A 19,006-nucleotide genomic window follows, 5' to 3' on the forward strand; every position below is an offset into this window, starting at 1 on the left:
AAGGAGGTAAAACCTTGAGTACCATTGCACACACGCAAAAAAAGGGATTTGCCGGTACAGTTTGGGAATACTTAACGACAGTTGACCATAAAAAAATCGCAATCCTTTATTTACTTGCTGGCGGCTTTTTCTTTATCGTCGGCGGTATTGAAGCGATGATGATTCGGATTCAGCTGGCTGTACCGAATAATGACTTTGTCAGTGCCGGTTTGTTTAATGAAATTATTACGATGCACGGTACAACTATGATTTTCCTGGCAGCCATGCCATTGCTATTTGCTTTTATGAACGCGGTGATGCCGCTTCAAATCGGCGCTCGTGACGTTGCCTTCCCATTCATTAATGCGCTTGGGTTTTGGCTGTTCTTTTTCGGCGGCTTGTTCCTGAACCTATCTTGGTTTTTGGGCGGCGCTCCGGATGCAGGATGGACGTCTTACGCATCACTTTCTCTCGCGTCAGAAGGGCACGGAATTGACTTTTACGCTCTCGGACTGCAAATTTCCGGTTTCGGGACATTAATGGGCGGAATCAACTTTTTGGTTACGATCATCAATATGCGCGCACCGGGTATGACGTACATGAGAATGCCGTTGTTCACTTGGACAACATTTGTGGCATCTGCCCTTATCTTGTTTGCGTTTCCTCCACTAACGGTCGGCTTGTTTATGCTTATATTTGACCGTATGTTTGGATCAGGCTTTTTTGATGTTTCAATGGGCGGCAACACGATTATCTGGGAGCATTTTTTCTGGATTTTTGGTCACCCTGAGGTGTACATTCTTGTATTGCCGGCGTTTGGTATTTTCTCTGAAATCTTCCCAACGTTTGCACGCAAGCGACTGTTTGGGTACTCATCTATGGTATTCGCAACAGTTTTAATCGGTTTCCTTGGCTTCATGGTATGGGCTCATCATATGTTTACAACCGGTCTTGGCCCGATTGCCAATGCGATCTTTGCGGTTGCGACAATGGCCATCGCCGTTCCGACGGGAATCAAAATATTCAACTGGATCTTAACCATCTGGGGCGGAAGCATTGAATTTACCGTGCCGATGCTTTACGCGGTGGCGTTCATCCCATCATTCGTTATGGGTGGCGTGACAGGCGTTATGCAGGCTGCTGCACCAGCGGACTATCAGTTCCATGACAGCTACTTTATCGTAGCCCATTTCCACTACGTAATCGTTGGTGGAATCGTGCTTGGGCTTTTAGGCGGCGCGCACTTCTACTGGCCGCTTATGTTCGGAACGATGCTCAGTGAAAAGCTGGGGAAAATCACATTTGTGTTGTTCCTTGTCGGCTTCCACTTAACGTTCTTCATCCAGCATTTCCTTGGCTTAATGGGAATGCCGCGCCGTGTTTGGACGTTCCTTGAAGGACAGGGACTTGAAACCGGGAACTTAATCAGTTCGATCGGTGCCGCTTTTATGGCGCTCGGGATCATTGTTTTGCTCGTTAATGTTGTCATTACACAGAAAAACAATGTACAAGTAGGAAGAGATCCGTGGAAAGACGGCCGTACGCTTGAGTGGGCGTTGCCGTCACCAACACCGTATTACAATTTTAAACAGCTTCCGCTCGTGCGCGGACTGGATGCGTTCTGGATTGAAAAGCTGGAAGGCAAAACCGAAATGACACCGGCTGAGCCAATTGGCGATATTCACATGCCGAACAACTCGTTTATGCCGTTTGTTATTTCACTTGGTCTTTTCATTGCTGCATTCGGGGCCATGTACCATGCAGATGAAGGCAAGGGCTGGGCCATTCCGGTACTCATTATCGGAATGCTGATTACATTTGGTGCGATGCTGTATCGTTCCATTAAGGATGATCACGGCTATCATATCCATAAAGAAGAGCTGCTTGATGATGCAGGCAAAGGAGGGACCCATTAATGGCAGCTGAACAAAAATTCACGCCGCAAACGTGGCCCGAATCACCTGAACAGGCAACGCTCGAAGGCAAAAATAAGTTTTTAGGGTTCTGGTTTTTCCTTGGCGGCGAAACCGTGCTCTTCGCTTCTTTATTCGCTACGTATTTAGCGCTGAAAGACAGTGTACCGAGCGACACGCACGCAAAAGCAGCAGACTTGTTTGAATTGCCGCTCGTGTTCTTAATGACGATGCTTCTTTTAACAAGTTCATTAACATCTGTTTTTGCGATGTACCATATGAAAAATTACAACTTCAAGAAAATGCAGCAATGGCTTTTTATCACAGTTGTACTTGGCCTTGCGTTTCTTGGGTGCGAAATTTACGAGTTCAATCATTACTATCATGAGTATGAGCATAAGTTTACAAGCAGTGCATTCGGGTCAGCGTTCTACACATTAGTCGGCTTTCATGGTGGACACGTTGTGTTCGGTCTTTCCTGGATCATTGCGTTAATGATTCGAAATGCAAAGCGCGGCTTGAATCTGTACAATGCACCGAAATTTTATTTAGCCAGCCTTTACTGGCATTTCATTGACGTTGTATGGGTATTTATCTTTACGGTCGTATACTTAATGGGAATGGTGGGATAACGAATGGCGAATTTACATCCGAATTCAGGTGATCCTAAAGTTACGTATGAATACCGCCGGAAAAAGCATGCAGAAGAAATGAGAATGCAGGTTATCACATTCACAATGATGATTTTCTTTACGGTCATTGCCTTTGCTGCAGTGGGCGCTGGGTTTTCAAAGTGGTTTATCGTTCCCTTTGTTTTATTGCTTGCTGTTGTGCAGGTGATTTTCCAGCTTTACTACTTCATGCATATGAGCCATAAAGGACACGAAGCACCCCAGCTGTTTATGTATTCTGGCGTGATCGTGGCATTCGTCACCATTCTTGCGTTCGTCACCATCATTTGGTGGTAAAAAAGGAAAGTGTTCTCCGGTTAACGGAGAACACTTTTTTTATTTTTCAATCCTCTGTTGTCATGAACTTGTCAATTGATGGCGTTGTCACAAGGATTTTCACGCGCTATAATGAAAGAAGCATCGAATACAATTGAGGTGAAAAGGATGCCAATCAGTATATTTGGATTTCCTGCACTTTGGAGTCCGTACTTTATTGTTGTTTTGCTTTTTATAACGGTTTTATACTTTCTCGTTACAATTAAATGGCGGAAAGATTTCCAGCAAAGTGAACCGCTTACAAAGCGTCAGGCGCTTCTTTTTATAAGTGCCATGCTCATTTTATATGCAGTGAAGGGCTCACCGCTTGACTTGATGGGGCATATTATGATGACGTATCATATGGTTCAGATGGGTGTGCTTTACCTGGTTGTGCCACCGATGCTGATCAAAGCCATTCCATGGTGGGTATGGAAGCCGGTCATTGAGCTTCCAGTCGTCAAGCAGCTGTTTTCATTTTCGACACGCCCGCTTATCGCGCTTATTTTGTTTAACGGCATGTTTTCGTTTTATCACATTCCGCTCATTTTCGATTTTATTAAAATGAGTGAAACCTTGCACAGCCTGTACACCGTTGTCCTGTTTTTCCTGGCAGTTTGCATGTGGTGGCCGCTTGTGAATGAGCAGCCGGAGAGCAGAGGGCTTGATGGATTAAAGAAAGTCGGCTATATATTTGCTAACGGGGTACTGCTCACACCAGCCTGTGCGCTGATCATTTTTGCTTCCGCACCTCTTTATGCGACCTATTCGGACGGATCAGCCTGGTTAAAGGCAATGGAGCTTTGTGTACCCGCCTCTACACTGTCAGGCTTAAATTTAAGCGGACCTGAACTGTTTTCCAATATGGCTGTTGTAGAAGACCAGAAAACAGGCGGCATTGTCATGAAAATTATTCAAGAAATCGTATACGGTGTGGTGCTGGCCCAGGTCTTTTATGAGTGGGTGAGAAAAGAAGAAAAAGATGCAGATCAAATAACGGAGGCGGCACTTGCCCGTCATCGTAATATGCAATAAAAAAAGGGAATGGTGCGCCATTTCCTTTCCTTACATACGGAAGCGAGGAATTATTTTATTATGTCACTACCACTATTACCGACAATCAGCACATTTTTTATTGCGTTGAGTGCCATTTTTGTAGCGATCGGATGGGCACAGATTAAACAGCGGAAAATCGAACAGCATAAAAAAACGATGCTGCTTGCGGGCGTTTTTGCGCTCACCTTTTTTATTATTTACGTAAGCCGGACGTTATTTATCGGCAACACCGCATTTGGCGGTCCGGATGATATTAAAGTGTATTACACAATCTTTTTGATATTCCATATATGCCTGGCAACAACAGGTGCTGTTTTTGGTCTTGTTTCGATTATCAGCGGTTTGAAAACGAACTTGAAGCTTCACCGAAAAATCGGACCGTATACGAGTGTCATCTGGTTTTTCACAGCCATTACCGGCATAGCGGTTTACTTGCTGCTTTACGTATTTTACAAAGGCGGCCCGACAACATCTGTCTTTAAAGCCATTCTAGGTGGAGAATAAAAAAAGCTTTCCTCTGTTTCGAGAGGAAAGCTTTTTCTATGCTGCGTTAACAGACTTTTTATGTTAGACGTAATGAAGAGTGGACGCTTTAATATCAGCCAGCAGCTTTTCGCATGTCTTGACTAACGACTCGGGGAAATATTCATCTTCACTGTATTCTACGCCATGCGGATAATAATGCTTGCCGAGCATCGGTGTCATGATTTCAATGATGGCATCTTCCGCACCAACGTCGCCTTTGGCCGCAAAGCCGAAAACACGCAAATAATACACGCCTTCTTTAAGTTCAAATTTCCGGTCGTATGTAACCCGTTCATAATCCCATTGTCCAGCGAGAACCATTCCATGTTCTTCCATGATATGAGTCAGCTGGTTTAAGTCGATTTGTGTGCCTTCAAGGCTTGTGTTTTCAAATTTCATAATCGTACTCCTTCCTGCCTGTTCGTTTTTTTGCTTCATCTTCCATGATAGTCGAAATGGCGCTTTCATGCAATGCGCTTCAATGGCTTGACGTGACAAATTTTTAAACGATCAATCAGGAAAGTTTTTTTCAATCAATGATGTGGAATGATATACTGATGAAAGACAGGTAGTTGAAGGAGATGATCATCTGCGTTCCGTTTTTAAAATATTAGTGATTTTTTTAATTTTAATGCTGATCGGCATCTACACCGATAAAGCGATAGATGAAAGCAGCAATGAGCCCCCGTCGCTGCCGCCTGTAAACAGCGGACAAGTGGATCCGGCTATGCCATCAGAAGTGGATCCCGCTCCGGCTGAAGGGGCTGGTGCTCTGATTGGGAAATCGGCTGAAGTACTCGTTGAAAAATACGGAAGTCCTGTTCGGAAGGAGCCATCTGCGTATGGCTACGAATGGTGGATTTACAAAGCGGACCAATATTATATGATGGCGGGCATTGAAAAAAGCCAGGTCGTCACCATTTTTGCCAAAGGGGAAATCAATACTGAGCCGTTTTCTTTAAACCGTTCGTCAAATGAGATTTTCAGCTCAAGGTATCCTGAAACAGAAATTGTCGTCGGGGCCAATGACAGCTATTACCGTTTTGAATTGTCCGAAGAAGAGCTGAATGTGCGGCCATTGATTCCTATTGGTGATTTTTATGCACAGCTCTACATTGACCAGCAGTCAGGCACGCTTTCAGGCATTCGGTTTATGACAACAGATGTCCTGCTTAAAATGAAGCCGTATGAGCTTGTGTATGAAGGGACATTGCCGGAAGTGCCTTATCCAGGCCGTTCTTTATGGACACATATTGAAACTGGCAGTGCCGCACAGCTTGCTGACCTGACCAGTCTTGTCAGAAGACAGGAGGGCGTAAACCCGATTGTTTGGTCGCCCACATTAAATGAATTGGCGAAATCGCACAGCAAGGATATGTTCGAATCCGATTTTTTTGACCATGAATCGCCACGCTTCGGCAATATAGAAGAACGACTGGCCGCTGCGGGAATTACCGGCCTGCCGGCTGAAGAGCTCATCAGTGCAAACTACATGGATGCACCTGCAGCAATGGAAGCCTGGCTTCATTCACAGGAGGAAAGAGAGCTGCTTTTAAACGACTCGTTTTCTTCTTATGGCACGGGTGCTTATCGAACTCATTTCACGCAAATTTTCACCGGATCGCCGTAAGTTGTGTTAAAATAAGCCGATGGAGGTGTCTCATCATGATCGCAACAACGATTGATATTATAAATGTTGCTGATGCAGCGGAAGAACTTGGAGACATGATTCTTCACTCAGAGCAAGCAAGAAACTATCAGGAGTGCTACCGAAAGCTTTATACGGTCGAAACCGTTAAACATAAAATTGATGCCTTTAGCCGTTTGAAAGATCACTACGAGGATGTTCAGCGCTTCGGACGTTATCATCCGGATTACAAGAAAATTATGCTGGAAACGAGAACGGCCAAGCGTGAGATGGATATGGATGAACATGTCGCTGCTTTCCGAAGAGCTGAAACCGATCTTCAGCAGCTGCTGGATGACATCAGCCTTTTAGTTGCCCGCTCCGTTTCCGAGCAAGTAAAGGTACCAGGAGCAGGTTCTGTGTTCTCAAGCGGCTGCGGCAGCTGTGGAACCGGCGGATCATGCGGATGTTCTGCATAAAAGCTACAACATTTAAGCCGACGGATAAAAGGAGGAATGGGATATGCTGACTGAACGTCAGGCACTGATCGTATGGCTTCACTCGCTGAAGCCGGCTAAATCGTTGCGGAAATACGGAAATATCCATTACGTATCCAAAAAAATGAAATACGCCGTTCTTTATTGCAACCATTCAGAAGCGGAAGAGCTGGCTCAAAAAATCGGAAATTTTTCCTTTGTGAAAAAAGTCGATTTTTCAGAAAAACCCTTTCTCAAGGTGGATTATGAAAACTCACGGCCGGATAAAGCAAAAGAATACGATTATAAAATAGGTGTATAACGAAAAGAGCTCTGTCATTATCGACAGGGCTCTTTTTCGGTCACTGCAGCGGGGCCAGGTAATGGTTTAAGCGCAGAATGCCGATTAAGTATTGATAATAAAGATCTTTTTCCGCGAATTGACTTGAAGGCTTTACGTCCAATTCGATCACGGGCTTTCCGGCTGAGGCTGCCGCTTCTTTAAATAACTGGAATCGGCCGTTTTCTTTTTTGTGTGGATTGGGAATGCCTTCTCTGCACAAGTAAATAGGCTGGAAGCTGCCGGTAATCGTTGGCGATAAAATGATCGCACAGGAGGACCCATTTTCAGTATGCAGTGCTAAAAAGTGTTGAACTCTATCAGCTGAGCGCTCTGCAATGGCCAGCAGCTCGTATAAATCAGAATAGCCTTCTCCAAGCTCGATAAATCGTTGAATCATGTAATATAACCCTCCATTTCATTCCTTTCTATTATACGCATTTGCAGCCGCTTTTTCGGTTAAATTTCATCGTCAATCTCATTTTTTTTTGGTATGATACAAATATAAGTCATCTTTCCTAATGGAGGCGGAGAATGCATGAAAAAAGTCCTTTTATTTTCACTGTTTTTGTTCGTCGTTTGTGGGGTTTTACTAACCGTTCAATGGATTGGCTATGAAAAATTATCCAGTGCATCCGGGAATATTGTCGCCACTCAGCTGCTGGAATTAGACATAAAAAAGAACGAGATTGAAGTAAAGCAAACGCTTTACTCCATTCCTGATGGTACCACGGTTAAAGTCATCTTTCCGGCAGATGCCCGGGAAATATCTTGTGCGGATGGAACAGACTGTGAAGTGGGAGGGCAATCTGCTTCGTTGACGGCGTCAGGCGGCGTCAGCACCGTCCAATATAAGCTGCCGGCTTTACCAGGTGGTCAAGCCTTCGTGTTACCCAACTGGCAGGCAGTGCTTGAAAACGTTGATGTCATCAAAACGGAGCTGCTCGTCACCGATCATTCAAAAAAAGGCGGACAATGGATTTCTTCATTAGCTCAAACCGCCAATGAACAGTTGTCAATGATTGATTTTTATTCTTTTAAAGGAGAGGGGCATCAAGCGCCGCTGTTCTGGCAAAAAAGTCCCTTGGAGAAAACCGAATTCGCCGGAATGACGGTTTATTCAGCTGAACCAGTCAGCATACCGAAAGAGTCGATTTCTTTCCCATTTTCAAAGGATGAAATGGACGCTCAAACGGTAATTATTACTGGAAGCGTGAAGCCAAGGCAACTGGACGGGTTAACGATTATCGGAAAAGAAAGCGAGTTAAGAGGAATTCGAACGGCAGTCGTCACGCAATATGCGGAAAAGCATTTTATCTTTCCGGAGGAAGAAAAGTGGCTTGCTTCCTTTGTGGCGGTGGCGTTATATGATGCACAGCCGATGTATATGAAAGCGGCACGGTTGGATGAACGCATGATGAGTGCTCTAACCGAATCCGAGCAAGAAAAATGGAAGCAGGCGCTATTCAGTTTCAAAGGAAAAGAAGTGACGGCAGAAAAGCTTGATGAAGCTCTTTCTGCTGTAAAAGGGGAACAGACCGATTTCTTTCAACGTAATAAGCAGGTGAATACACCAGACGCACCGCTTGTGTTCTTCGACGAGCGTCCGGTAACGGTGGAAGGAGAGCCTGTGTCCTTTCATTTAAAGAAAAAAGATGGCTTGCTGTACGTTCCGTTAAAAGAAGCAGTCTCATCACTCGGGTATACGGCGAGCACTGTATCCGGCGGAGAGTTGCTGCTGAAAAAGGAATTTGAAACCTTCCGCGTAAACGTAAATGAAAAACGTGTTCTTTTAAATGAACACCAGTATGCTCTTTATGAAACCGCGCTTCAAGAAATAGACGGTACACTTTATATTGATAAGATCTGGTTTCAAAAGCTGTTTCTCGTCGAAGTGGTTGAACGTGACGAGGCTATTGACCTCGCTTCATACGGAATTTAAAAGCAAGCATGCCGGCGCCGGTATGCTTGTATGGAAGAAGTCTAGATTTTGCCTGGCTGTTTATGATACCATAAACGGAGAAAAACGATGGGCAGGTTGAAAATCATGAGAATTATATCAGGTGATAAAAAGGGGCTGCCCTTAAAAGCGGTTCCGGGAAAAGATACGCGTCCTACAACAGATAAAGTGAAAGAATCGATTTTTAATATGATCGGGCCTTATTTCGAGGGGGGCAAAGGCCTTGATTTGTTCGCTGGCTCCGGCGGGCTCGGCATTGAAGCGCTAAGCCGTGGATTTAATGAGATGATCTTTGTTGATCGTGATATGAAAGCGATTCAAACGGTAAAAGAAAATCTTCGCTCAGCGGGACTCTCAGAACAGGCCGAGGTGTACCGAAATGAAGCGGATCGGGCACTGAAGGCCATCGTAAAAAGAGATCTTTCATTTGACGGCATCTTTCTGGATCCGCCTTATAAAAAGCAAAAGCTTGAATCGATGCTGCTTTTCATTGCCGAGCAGGGCTTGCTCGCTAACGGTGGATTTATTATGTGTGAGCACGGTTCCGATGTTCGGCTTCCTGAACAAATCGGACCCTTTTCTTGTGCACGGAATGAGACGTACGGCATGATTTCCGTGTCTATTTATAAAGCAGCGGACGATGAGGGGGGAACGGAATGACCAGTATTGCGGTATGCCCGGGGAGTTTTGACCCCATTACGAATGGACATCTGGACATCATTCAGCGCGGGGCAAAAGTATTTGATAAAGTCTATGTCGTCATTTTAAGCAATTCATCCAAAAAGCCGCTTTTCTCGGCAGAGGAGCGGGCAGAGCTGATTCGGAAGGTGACCGCTCACATTCCAAATGTGGAAGTGGACCATTATCAGGGGCTTCTCGTTGATTACGCAAAACAAATCAAGGCAAAAGCGATTTTAAGGGGGCTTCGGGCTGTTTCTGACTTTGAATATGAAATGCAGATTACCTCGATGAACCGTGTTCTCAGTGATGAACTGGAAACCTTCTTTATGATGACGAACAGCCAGTATTCCTTTCTCAGCTCCAGTATTGTGAAGGAAGTGGCGAAGTACGGAGCGGATATTTCGGAGCTGGTTCCGAAAGAAGTAGAGGCAGCGTTGACCGAAAAGCGTCTCGCCGATTTATCTTAATAAAGCCGGGGAAAAGGATTACACTTTTTTTCCCCGGCTTTTTGATTGGCGGAAAGCGAGCAGGGCGGATGCTGCGGCGAGGAAAAAAAGCGTCACCATCATGCCGTGCTCCGGGACAAGCGATAAAGAATAAGCAGGAACTCTTACAGGGACGGACAGAAGCAAAAGCATTAAAACGACCGAATAAAAGCTATGCAAAAACCGGGCGGCTAAAAACGGCCCGTAGCGTATATCTGTGCTGCTAATAATGGCCGCTACTTGAGCATGTACACTCCACCCGCTGAATCCGAGAATCGCACTGATCAGAATCAAGCTGACGGGCAAGGAAAGGGTGGAAGCAGCAGCCTGCTTGACACCGGAGGTCAGTTCAAAAAAACCGCTGAACATCGCCTGGAAAACAGGCAGACTCGTTTCCTGCACAGGGAGCATTGAAAAAATCAAGCCTGCTGCGCCATAGCTGGTCAACAAAGCGGTTAAAACAGAAAAAAAGAGAATAAAACCACCGATCAGCATCAGGGTTTGCACGGAGGATAAAACGGCATCGGCAAACATGGACCCGAAAGCCCGTCCATCTTTTTTTCTTGCTGCTTGAAAGGCATGCAGAGCACCTGCTGAGGTTTCTTTCGTTTTTCCTTTTTGTCTGCCGTAAAAGCGAAAGGAAAAGCCGACCAGTAAAGCACCCCCGTAATGAGCAGCGGCGATAAAGGAACCTGTTTCCGGACTATTTAAAAATCCGCTCGCCACCGCACTTAAAATAAACAGCGGGTTAGAGGAATGAGCCATCGCAACGAGACGTTCTGCTTCAATGCGCGTAATGGTCCCCTCGGTGCGCAGTCTGGCCGCCATGCGTGCACCGGATGGGAAGCCGGAAGCAAGAGATAAAATCCAGCTGACGCCGGCCGGACCGGGAAGCCGAAAGAAAACCTGCATCATCCGGCTGGACAGTGAGCCGAAAAAAGCGATGACGCCAAGACCCGCCATTAATTCTGTTAAAATAAAAAAAGGCAGAAGGGAAGGGAAAACGGTCTTCCACCAGATGTCCATCCCGTACCGTGCTGACTGCAAGCCGATTTCAGGCGATAAAAGCAAGGCGGCAGCAAAAAGTGAAACGATGAAGGCGGCTCCATAGTTTTTCCACATAACATGCCTCCCGGGTTCAAAATAAAGCGTCTTATTCAAAAGTTTTGTACAATAAAAGAGCCTGTACGAAAAGGATATGTCCGGTCATCTGGAATAGACTATGGAGACAGATAAAAAAACAGAGTCCGCATTCTGCATGGAAGGAAGAATAAATGTGAAGAATAAACAAACCGTGCTTACGTATGGGCTGCTGGTGCTCATTATTGCGGCGGCCTTTATCCCGCTCCCTTATTATGTAACAAAGCCGGGTGGCGCTCATGAGCTTGACCCGATTGTTCATGTGGAGGAAGGAGATGAGAATGATACGGGAACCCTTATGCTGACCACGATTCGGATGGGTCCGGCAACCATTTACTCGTATGCATGGGCGTATTTACGCGAATACGAAGAAATTTTGCCAAAGGAGCAGGTGCGGTATCCGCATGAATCGGATGATGAATATAATGTCCGTCAGTTTCATTTAATGGATACGTCACAGCAAAATGCGATTACGGTTGCGTTTGATGAGGCAGGGAAATCGTACGATTGGACATACAACGGCATTTACGTGCTCGGCATTTTCCCGGGAATGCCTGCCGAAGATGTTTTGGAGGCGGGAGACCGCATTACCGCCATTGACGGCCGCAAAATAAAAGCGTCAGCAGAATTAACAGACTATATCCAGTCAAAAAAAGCCGGGGAAAAGGTGACGATTGCTTATTCTCGCAATAAAAAACAGTTCGAGGAAAGCATTCAAGTTCAATCGTTTGCTGAATTAGATGGAAAAACTGGGCTTGGAATCAGCCTGGCGGATGACCGGACGCTGAAAAGCGACCCAAAGGTGACATTAGAAGCAGAAGAAATTGGCGGGCCGTCAGCCGGTCTTATGTTTACACTTGAAATTTATGATCAGCTGATGGAAGAGGATGTTGCCGCCGGCCTTAAGGTGGCAGGTACAGGCACGATGGCAGCGGATGGAACGGTTGGTCGAATTGGCGGCATTGCCCAAAAGGTGGTCGCAGCAGACCGGGCAGGAGCCGACTATTTCTTCGCACCGGATGACCAGGTGCAAAAGGGTGCTGTGTCCAATTATGAGGAAGCAAAGCAAGCAGCTGACGACATTGGAACAGACATGGTGATCATCCCTGTTAAAACGTTCTCGGACGCTGTCGCTTATTTACAAAACGCCGCCGCTTCAAAGTAAAAGCGGCGGACGAGAAAATTCTTGCTCGAGTAAAGAAGCAGTGTCGTGCTCTGGTATTCCAGAGGCTGCCGCATACACACGCGACGCTTTCACATCCAGCTCCAGCAAGTGGCGGCCGGAAGCAGTGCGGGAAATGAGCGGCACAGCCAGTTCCTTTTTAATGGACCGGATATAAGCACGGCCTGTTTCCGTCATACCGAGCAGCCGGATATAGGACACTTGTTCATGGCTTTGCATCGTCGCTTTATCCGTGTCGGTTAAAATGTGCGTCATCATTCGCTGCAGGCGGGTCCATGTATAGCGCTTTGTTTTCACTTGCTCCATAAAGGAGTGAAAGGAGTCATTTTGCAGGGCAGCCTGTATAAGCCTTCCTTCAATGCCTTCCTCTACTTCATAAATCGCAGCGAGCCGCTCAGTGGGCATACTGATCAGCCGGTAACGGAGCAGCGGCCAGTAATGTTCCCAGGAGTGAAGAGGACGCGATGATAAAAGGGAAGCGGCTTGATCCGGCATCAAACCGTCAATCGGGCGATTTGAAAATAAATGTGACCGAATCGCCGTGGCACTCGCGATCGAACCGGCAGCCTGCATATCATGGAAGCCCGCACCTTTGCGCAAAACAGATAAAGGCATAAGCGGCGATCCGAGAGCGGTATTTTCTTGAACGTAATGAAACCCCAGTATATTATTCGGCTTGGACAAATCAAGCGGCAGCCCGTGCTCGCCGAAAAGCTCGTGCCGTGCTTTCGTCTGTGCAGCGGGGTAGCTAATGCCTTCTTTCATGAAAGCACGTATAAGGGCACCCAGCTGTTTTTTATGGTCATGCAGCTTTTGTTCCGTTTCAAGAAACGGCTCAATACGCCCGTCTTCGCTCCCGAAGCAAAACGACTGGCAGTGCAAGTGATGGAGAATCTGGATGGCTCCTTTGGCGAACGTTTCTGCTTTTTGAGTTGAAAACACGTATGGAAGCTCAACGACCACATCCACGCCGTGATGGAGAGCCATGGCTGTTCGTGTCCATTTGTCAACGAGAGCAGGCTCGCCTCTTTGCAAAAAAGAACCGCTCATTACAGCGATCAAGGTGTCTGCATTTGACAAACGCCTTGTTTCATTTATATGGTAGAGATGCCCGTTATGAAATGGGTTGTATTCAACGACGATGCCAGCTGCGTTCATTGGAAAAAGTCCTTTCCTGATGGGATGATTCTTTTATTTTCAAAGATGGTGAAAGAAATGTCAAACAAGCATTTCACTGTAAAGAAAATATATTGACATTCATTCCGGACAGGGCTATAATTACTTTTGTTGCCTTGAGGTGATTAAATGAAATGGTCCATAATTCAACTGCAAAAGCACCGCGACCGCGGTCTTGAAATCAACGAAACAGTTGACCTATCTGAACTCACAGCACTCGATAATGACATACGCCGTATCTCGCCTGTCCGTGTAACGGGACGTGCAGATATTCGTCATGATCAAATTGTTTTCCATGTGAAAGCAGCGGGTGAGATGATTGTTCCTTGTTCACGAACACTTGTTGATGTGCCATATGCTTTTGAGATTCCGCTGACAGAACGCTTTTTATTAAAGCCGGAAGAGGGCGAGTCGTATGAAGCGGAAGATGTTCACCTTCCGGATGGGAATGTCCTTAATTTACGTCCTATTTTGGAAGAAGCGATTATCTTGGAAGTGCCGATGCAAATTTTTAGTGAAGAAGCCGATCAGCATGTTGTGCAGTCAGGAAAAGATTGGGCGTTTTTTGAAGAAGAAGAACAGCTTCCTGAAAAAGAGAAGCCGGCTGTTGATCCGAGATTGGCAGGTCTTCAAAACTTCTTTACGTCTGATGATGAGTAATTGAGAAGTACAGCTATTCTGGCTTCATATAGTTTTTAATCCGTTAAGGAGGTGTATATCACATGGCAGTACCTTTTAGAAGAACGTCTACTACTCGCAAAAACAAACGCCGTACGCACTTTAAGCTTCAAGTGCCAGGCATGGTTTCATGCCCGAGCTGCGGTGAAATGAAACTTGCGCACCGCGTATGCAAAGAGTGCGGAACATATAAAGGCAAAGAAGTCGTTAGCAAATAAGACTGATTGTATCTTTCAAAAAAAGCGGAGAGGCCATGGCTCTCCGCTTTTTTTGTCCTATTTTTCAGGAGGCGAACGAGATGAATATTCATATTATTGGCGGCGGTGCGCTCGGGCTTTTTTTTGCCGCAGAGTGGAGCGGGTTTCATCAGGTAACGCTTCAGACGAGGACAAGCGAGCAGCGTGACCGGCTTCAAGCAGAAGGAATCCGGGTGATAGAGGACGGCTGTGAATCGATTCATTTTGTGCAAACGGCGGACTCAGCCCCTACTGAAACGGCGTTAACGGTTGTAGCCGTAAAGCAGTATCAGCTCGATGCAGTGCTGCCTGTGCTCCCGGCTCACTCATCTGTTCTGTTTATTCAAAATGGACTGAGCCACTTACGTAAAGTACAAGAGATTCCCCACCCGGCGGTTTATGCCGCTTCGGTTATGCACGGCATCGCCCGGCAGGACGGACGAACGATCCAGGTAAACGGCCGTAACACCACGAAAATTGCTGGTGTGAAAGGTGGAAGCCCGGCGGTCTGGGAATCCTTATGTACACCTCAGCTCGCGTTTGAGTGGCAGGAAGGAGCGAAGGAAATGCTGCTCGAGAAAATGGCGGTGAATGCTGTCATTAATCCGCTAACCGCGCTCCTGTCTGTTCAAAACGGTGTTCTTGCCGACAACCCCCACTTCCGAAGCACGGCCATGCAGTTATGTGAAGAATTCGCCTTGACATTTCCCGGTCGGACGGCGGAGGATGTGTTTCAGTCTGTAATGGACGTTTGCCGAAAAACCGCTCAAAATGAATCCTCCATGCTCTCAGATATGAAAAAGGGACATGAAACGGAGCTGGACGCCATCGTCGGTGCGTTGATTGCGGAAGCCGCTGAAAAAGGGATACAAGTACCCGCCTTCACATTGATCTATCATTTAATCAAAGGAAAAACGCCAGCGCTTATGAAAGAATAAGTGCTGGCGTTCCTGTTTTAATGATGGAGCCTTTTTCCATCACAATCACCCGGTCGGCAATTGCGCGGGCATCTGCCTGATCATGTGTGACAAAAATCGAGGTGATGCCGGTTTTTTTTAAAATGGTGCGGAGCTCGTCCCGGATCTTCACCTGCAGATCCGCATCCAGGTTGCTGAATGGTTCATCAAACAACAGAATCGATGGATTTGGGGCCATCGCCCGTGCTAAAGCGACCCGCTGCTGCTGGCCGCCGCTCAGCTCATGGGGATAGCGCTTTTCGAATCCGGTCAGGCCGACTAGCTCAATAACGGAAGCAAGCCGTTCGTCACGCTCGGTCCGTTTCATCTTTTTTAAACCGAATTTAATATTGCCAGCGACAGTCATATGAGGGAAGAGAGCATAATCCTGAAAGACCATTCCCACTCCTCTTTTTTCGGGCTGAATAAACGTTTTTGCATCGAATATGGTCCGTTCCTCAATCACCATTTCGCCCTGCTCAGGTACTTCAAGTCCGGCAATTAACCGGAGCACAGTGCTTTTTCCGCTGCCGCTCTGGCCGAGAATTGTCACAATTTCACCTTTCTCCAGTGCCATCGAAACGCGGCGGATTGTTTGTTCTTTCGCATTTCGGTATGTAAATGTCACATCGTGAAGCTGCATCACCATTTATCGTTTCTCCTTTTCTAATACGGCATGAAACATGAAAATCGATAAGCCGCTAATAAAAATAATCAATATAGAGGCAAGCGCTGCTTCATGCACCGCTTCGTCGTTCGCATATTGAAAAGCTTTCGTCGACAGCGTGTAAAAGTTAAACGGCTGCAGAAGAAGCGTAAGGGGAAGCTCCTTCATCACCTCGATAAAAACAAGCGTGTAGCCGCCCAGAACCGCGCTGCGGATCATCGGCAAATCCACTTGAATGAACGTTCGCCATAACGGCTTTCCAAGCAGCCTGGAAGCTTCTGTAAAGCTGCGGCCGATCTTATCAAAGCCTGCATCAACCGGGTTAAAGCCAATCGCCAGGAACCGGCTTACATAGGCGAATATGAGCATAATCAAGCTTAAGCTTAAAATAATCGGTGCGTCGATATTCAGCCACTCGTATAAGACGTTTAAACGACGGTCCAGCCATAAGAAAAAGGTTAAAACGCCAATCGCAATCACAGCACCGGGAATCGAGTAGCCGAGCACAGTCACCCGTGAAATGGCTTTGCTCAAAATCCCATCCGAAAGCCGCGTGAAGTTTCCGATTACAAGCGCGACAGCCATAATGATAAACGCAGATACCATGGAAACATACACAGAATTCGCGATCAGCTGGGTGAATTCCGGGCTCATCACTTTTTCATAGGTGAGCAGCATCCATTGGAAAAGCTGCACAAACGGAATGGCAAAACCAAGCATAAAAATGACCGTTACATAAGCGAAAAGCACCGTGGTTTTTTTCCTTGAAAGGCTCACTGGCTCAAGCGGCCTGACCTTTGCATTGGAGTAACTGTACTGTTTTCTGCCGCGAAGCGCTTTTTCAAAAAACAAGATAAGAAACACAAGGGACATGAGAATACCAGCCAGTTTAATAGCCGTTCCGACATCGCCCATGCCAAACCATGCTTGAAAAATTGCTGTGGTGAATACTTGGATGCCGAAGTAAGACACGACGCCATAGTCATTCAGCACCTCGAGAATCACAAGACTGGCTCCGCCAATAATCGCGGTGCGGGAGATCGGAATAATCACGCGGAAAAACAGCTCGAGCGGACCGCTTCCAAGCAAACGGGCATTTTCGATTAATGAAGCCGACTGCTGCTCAAGGTAAGCTCGCGTAATGATGTACACGTAAGGATATAAAAAGATAGTGAAAACAAAAATCGCGCCAGGAATGTTCAATATGTCAAAAAAGACCGGATTGGCGTGAATGCCGAATTCGTTCCGGAGTGTAGATTGCACAATACCTGTGTAGTTTACTATTCCGTGGTATGTATAACCGCCTATATAAGGAGGAATCGCCAGGGGCAGAATCAATCCCCATTTGAAAAAACGGCGTAAAGGAAATGTATAAGCTGTGACCAGCCAGGCAAGGCTGACTCCGATCAAAATGGAGAAGATGCCGGTAAACAAAACAATAGTGAGCGTATTTTGAATATAGTTTTTCAATAAGAATTCCTGAATATGCGCCCAATTTTCATTTGGCTTTTCAAAAATTTGAACAAAGATGGACAGCGCAGGAGATAAAATGAGCAGCGTAAATAGGATGCTCAGAATGGACCAGCTGTTAGTACGGCGACGGATTGAACGAAAAACTGTCATAGGGATACCTCTCTTGGGCAGATTGCGGATGTCTTACTTTTAGAAGAAGCCCACTTAACCATACTATGAAAATCATTCTCAAAAAACAAGAGCTGGCTGCATATTCGGCTAGAAAACCAGACATTTCAGTACATTTTTTGAAATAATTGATTGGAACAAAAGGGTCTGGAAAGAAGAAAAAGCCGAACGATCGCATCGTTCGGCTATCTTTTATGACTTATTTCCAGCCGGCTTCGTTCATCAGCTTGACGGCATCCGCATTGTATTTGCCAAGCTCAGACAGGTTCAGGTCCTGCTCTTTGAATTCACCCCATGAAGCAAGCAGTTCAGCAGGCTCTACATTTTCATTAACCGGGTATTCAAAGTTGGCTTCTGAAAATTGACCCTGTGCGTCTTCGCTCGACAAGAATTCCAGAAGGGCAATGGCGTTTTCTTTGTTTTTCGCATGTTTTGTTACACCGGCGCCGCTTACGTTTACATGTGTTCCATTCGTTTCCTGGTTAGGGAAGAACACACCTAATTGCTCAACCACTTTCACTTCTTCCGGATCTTCCGAGTTCAGCAGCTGCCCGAAATAGTACGTGTTCATGACTGCCACATCGCCAATTCCGGCCACAACGGCTTTTGCCTGGTCACGGTCGCCTCCTTCAGGATCGCGCGCCATATTGCCTGCGATGCCCTGTGCCCATTCTTTTGCCGCATCCGCGCCGTTTAAGGAAATAAACGAGGCCACGAGGGACTGGTTGTAGACGTTATCGGAAGAACGGATCAAGACCTTTTTGTTCCATTGGTCTTCTGCCAGTGCTTCGTATGTAGACAAATCCTCCGGCTGCACACGGTCCTTTGCATACACAATGACACGCGCACGCTTCGTTAAGCCAAACCACTCATTTTCGGTATCCCGGTAATTCTCGGCGATATTTTCATTCAGCACGTCGCTTTCAACCGGCTGAAGAAGACCTTTTTCTTTTGCCCAGTGAAGCCGCCCGGCATCTGCTGTGTAATACAGGTCTGCTTCTGTCGCTTCTCCTTCACGTGACAAGCGCTCACCAAGCTCGTCTGCTTCGCCCTTTACTACGTTTACGTCAATGCCTGTTTCTTCTGTAAATTGATCGAACAAAACATCATCTGTTTCATAGTGGCGGCTCGTATATAAGTTTACGACACCGGCTTCTTTTGTTTCCTCGTCTGTTGTAGCGGGTGTTGTCGTTGCCGCATCTTCATTGCCTCCGCATGCAGCAAGCAGAAGAGACATACCGATAAGGCCGGATAATAAGCCCGTTTTCTTTTTTACCATGATAAAACGCTCCTTTAAATTG

The 19,006-nt window shown here is 46.3% G+C and carries 22 protein-coding genes; 15 read left to right on the forward strand and 7 right to left on the reverse strand.

The window, feature by feature from the left end:
* The first annotated feature begins 14 nt into the window (after nucleotides 1–14).
* From BW952_RS07555 to BW952_RS07575, 5 genes are all read left to right on the forward strand, one after another.
* Nucleotides 15–1,895 (forward strand): cbb3-type cytochrome c oxidase subunit I, encoded by a 1,881-nt coding sequence (locus BW952_RS07555; RefSeq protein WP_045851473.1) that lies wholly within the window; start codon nucleotides 15–17, stop codon nucleotides 1,893–1,895.
* Nucleotides 1,895–2,524, forward strand: coding sequence for a cytochrome (ubi)quinol oxidase subunit III (locus BW952_RS07560; RefSeq protein WP_045851472.1), 630 nt, complete (start codon nucleotides 1,895–1,897; stop codon nucleotides 2,522–2,524). Before BW952_RS07555 ends, BW952_RS07560 begins: the two co-directional genes overlap by 1 nt.
* A 3-nt stretch (nucleotides 2,525–2,527) precedes the next feature.
* Nucleotides 2,528–2,860 carry a cytochrome c oxidase subunit IVB gene (gene ctaF / locus BW952_RS07565; protein ID WP_045851471.1) on the forward strand — a complete coding sequence of 111 codons (333 nt, stop codon included), beginning with the start codon at nucleotides 2,528–2,530 and terminating at the stop codon, nucleotides 2,858–2,860.
* Nucleotides 2,861–3,007: 147 nt separating this feature from the next.
* Entirely contained in the window at nucleotides 3,008–3,913 is a 906-nt protein-coding gene (gene ctaG, locus BW952_RS07570; RefSeq protein WP_045851545.1) for a cytochrome c oxidase assembly factor CtaG, read from the forward strand.
* Nucleotides 3,914–3,973: 60 nt separating this feature from the next.
* Nucleotides 3,974–4,438 carry a DUF420 domain-containing protein gene (locus BW952_RS07575; protein WP_045851470.1) on the forward strand — a complete coding sequence of 155 codons (465 nt, stop codon included), beginning with the start codon at nucleotides 3,974–3,976 and terminating at the stop codon, nucleotides 4,436–4,438.
* Between the two features lie 63 nt (nucleotides 4,439–4,501).
* Here BW952_RS07575 and BW952_RS07580 read toward each other — a convergent pair whose 3' ends face one another.
* Nucleotides 4,502–4,858: a YugN family protein gene (locus BW952_RS07580; RefSeq protein WP_045851469.1), complete on the reverse strand. Its 357-nt coding sequence runs from the start codon at nucleotides 4,856–4,858 to the stop codon at nucleotides 4,502–4,504.
* Between the two features lie 232 nt (nucleotides 4,859–5,090).
* Here BW952_RS07580 and BW952_RS07585 point away from each other — a divergent pair, with 232 nt between their 5' ends.
* From BW952_RS07585 to BW952_RS07595, 3 genes are read left to right on the forward strand one after another with little or no spacing between them, the layout of a single operon-like run.
* Complete coding sequence (locus BW952_RS07585; RefSeq protein ID WP_045851544.1) at nucleotides 5,091–6,089, forward strand: CAP domain-containing protein; 999 nt, start codon at nucleotides 5,091–5,093, stop codon at nucleotides 6,087–6,089.
* Nucleotides 6,090–6,124: 35 nt separating this feature from the next.
* Nucleotides 6,125–6,565, forward strand: coding sequence for a YlbF/YmcA family competence regulator (locus BW952_RS07590; protein WP_045851468.1), 441 nt, complete (start codon nucleotides 6,125–6,127; stop codon nucleotides 6,563–6,565).
* A 43-nt stretch (nucleotides 6,566–6,608) separates the two neighbouring features.
* A complete protein-coding gene (locus BW952_RS07595) occupies nucleotides 6,609–6,884 on the forward strand; it encodes a YlbG family protein (RefSeq protein WP_045851467.1) in 276 nt (91 codons plus the stop codon).
* A gap of 40 nt (nucleotides 6,885–6,924) precedes the next feature.
* On the opposite strand, the gene BW952_RS07600 is transcribed toward BW952_RS07595, so the two are convergent.
* Nucleotides 6,925–7,302: a DUF7147 family protein gene (locus BW952_RS07600; protein WP_045851466.1), complete on the reverse strand. Its 378-nt coding sequence runs from the start codon at nucleotides 7,300–7,302 to the stop codon at nucleotides 6,925–6,927.
* A 138-nt stretch (nucleotides 7,303–7,440) separates the two neighbouring features.
* Between BW952_RS07600 and BW952_RS07605 the strand changes: the two genes are divergently transcribed.
* The 3 genes from BW952_RS07605 to coaD all read left to right on the forward strand — a co-directional run bounded on the left by BW952_RS07605 (nucleotide 7,441) and on the right by coaD (nucleotide 10,010).
* Nucleotides 7,441–8,844 (forward strand): hypothetical protein, encoded by a 1,404-nt coding sequence (locus tag BW952_RS07605; RefSeq protein ID WP_045851465.1) that lies wholly within the window; start codon nucleotides 7,441–7,443, stop codon nucleotides 8,842–8,844.
* A gap of 105 nt (nucleotides 8,845–8,949) precedes the next feature.
* Entirely contained in the window at nucleotides 8,950–9,522 is a 573-nt protein-coding gene (gene rsmD / locus BW952_RS07610; RefSeq protein ID WP_045851543.1) for a 16S rRNA (guanine(966)-N(2))-methyltransferase RsmD, read from the forward strand.
* The gene (coaD, locus tag BW952_RS07615) at nucleotides 9,519–10,010 is read left to right on the forward strand and encodes a pantetheine-phosphate adenylyltransferase (RefSeq protein WP_045851464.1); all 492 of its coding nucleotides are present in this window, start codon (nucleotides 9,519–9,521) and stop codon (nucleotides 10,008–10,010) included. Before rsmD ends, coaD begins: the two co-directional genes overlap by 4 nt.
* Before the next feature lie 18 nt (nucleotides 10,011–10,028).
* On the opposite strand, the gene BW952_RS07620 is transcribed toward coaD, so the two are convergent.
* Nucleotides 10,029–11,150 (reverse strand): nucleoside recognition domain-containing protein, encoded by a 1,122-nt coding sequence (locus BW952_RS07620; RefSeq protein WP_045851463.1) that lies wholly within the window; start codon nucleotides 11,148–11,150, stop codon nucleotides 10,029–10,031.
* 154 nt (nucleotides 11,151–11,304) lie between these two features.
* Here BW952_RS07620 and BW952_RS07625 point away from each other — a divergent pair, with 154 nt between their 5' ends.
* Entirely contained in the window at nucleotides 11,305–12,333 is a 1,029-nt protein-coding gene (locus BW952_RS07625; RefSeq protein WP_331428868.1) for a SepM family pheromone-processing serine protease, read from the forward strand.
* Here BW952_RS07625 and BW952_RS07630 read toward each other — a convergent pair.
* Complete coding sequence (locus tag BW952_RS07630; protein WP_045851462.1) at nucleotides 12,325–13,509, reverse strand: nucleotidyltransferase; 1,185 nt, start codon at nucleotides 13,507–13,509, stop codon at nucleotides 12,325–12,327. The genes BW952_RS07625 and BW952_RS07630 overlap by 9 nt on opposite strands.
* Nucleotides 13,510–13,656: 147 nt before the next feature.
* Here BW952_RS07630 and BW952_RS07635 point away from each other — a divergent pair, with 147 nt between their 5' ends.
* From BW952_RS07635 to BW952_RS07645, 3 genes are all read left to right on the forward strand, one after another.
* Entirely contained in the window at nucleotides 13,657–14,187 is a 531-nt protein-coding gene (locus BW952_RS07635) for a YceD family protein (RefSeq protein ID WP_045851461.1), read from the forward strand.
* A 62-nt stretch (nucleotides 14,188–14,249) separates the two neighbouring features.
* Nucleotides 14,250–14,423 (forward strand): 50S ribosomal protein L32, encoded by a 174-nt coding sequence (gene rpmF, locus BW952_RS07640; RefSeq protein ID WP_076496248.1) that lies wholly within the window; start codon nucleotides 14,250–14,252, stop codon nucleotides 14,421–14,423.
* An 80-nt stretch (nucleotides 14,424–14,503) separates the two neighbouring features.
* The gene (locus BW952_RS07645; RefSeq protein WP_045851460.1) at nucleotides 14,504–15,379 is read left to right on the forward strand and encodes a ketopantoate reductase family protein; all 876 of its coding nucleotides are present in this window, start codon (nucleotides 14,504–14,506) and stop codon (nucleotides 15,377–15,379) included.
* Here the strand turns inward: BW952_RS07645 and BW952_RS07650 are convergent.
* The 3 genes from BW952_RS07650 to BW952_RS07660 form a co-directional block, all read right to left on the reverse strand.
* Complete coding sequence (locus tag BW952_RS07650) at nucleotides 15,366–16,046, reverse strand: ABC transporter ATP-binding protein (protein ID WP_045851459.1); 681 nt, start codon at nucleotides 16,044–16,046, stop codon at nucleotides 15,366–15,368. The two genes, BW952_RS07645 and BW952_RS07650, sit on opposite strands and share 14 nt — an antisense overlap.
* Nucleotides 16,047–17,687 (reverse strand): ABC transporter permease, encoded by a 1,641-nt coding sequence (locus BW952_RS07655; RefSeq protein WP_045851458.1) that lies wholly within the window; start codon nucleotides 17,685–17,687, stop codon nucleotides 16,047–16,049. It lies immediately after the preceding gene.
* A gap of 217 nt (nucleotides 17,688–17,904) precedes the next feature.
* The gene (locus BW952_RS07660; RefSeq protein WP_045851457.1) at nucleotides 17,905–18,984 is read right to left on the reverse strand and encodes a Fe(3+) ABC transporter substrate-binding protein; all 1,080 of its coding nucleotides are present in this window, start codon (nucleotides 18,982–18,984) and stop codon (nucleotides 17,905–17,907) included.
* Nucleotides 18,985–19,006: the final 22 nt, after the last annotated feature.

This window comes from Domibacillus enclensis, assembly GCF_900156125.1.
Taxonomy (GTDB): domain Bacteria; phylum Bacillota; class Bacilli; order Bacillales; family Domibacillaceae; genus Domibacillus; species Domibacillus enclensis.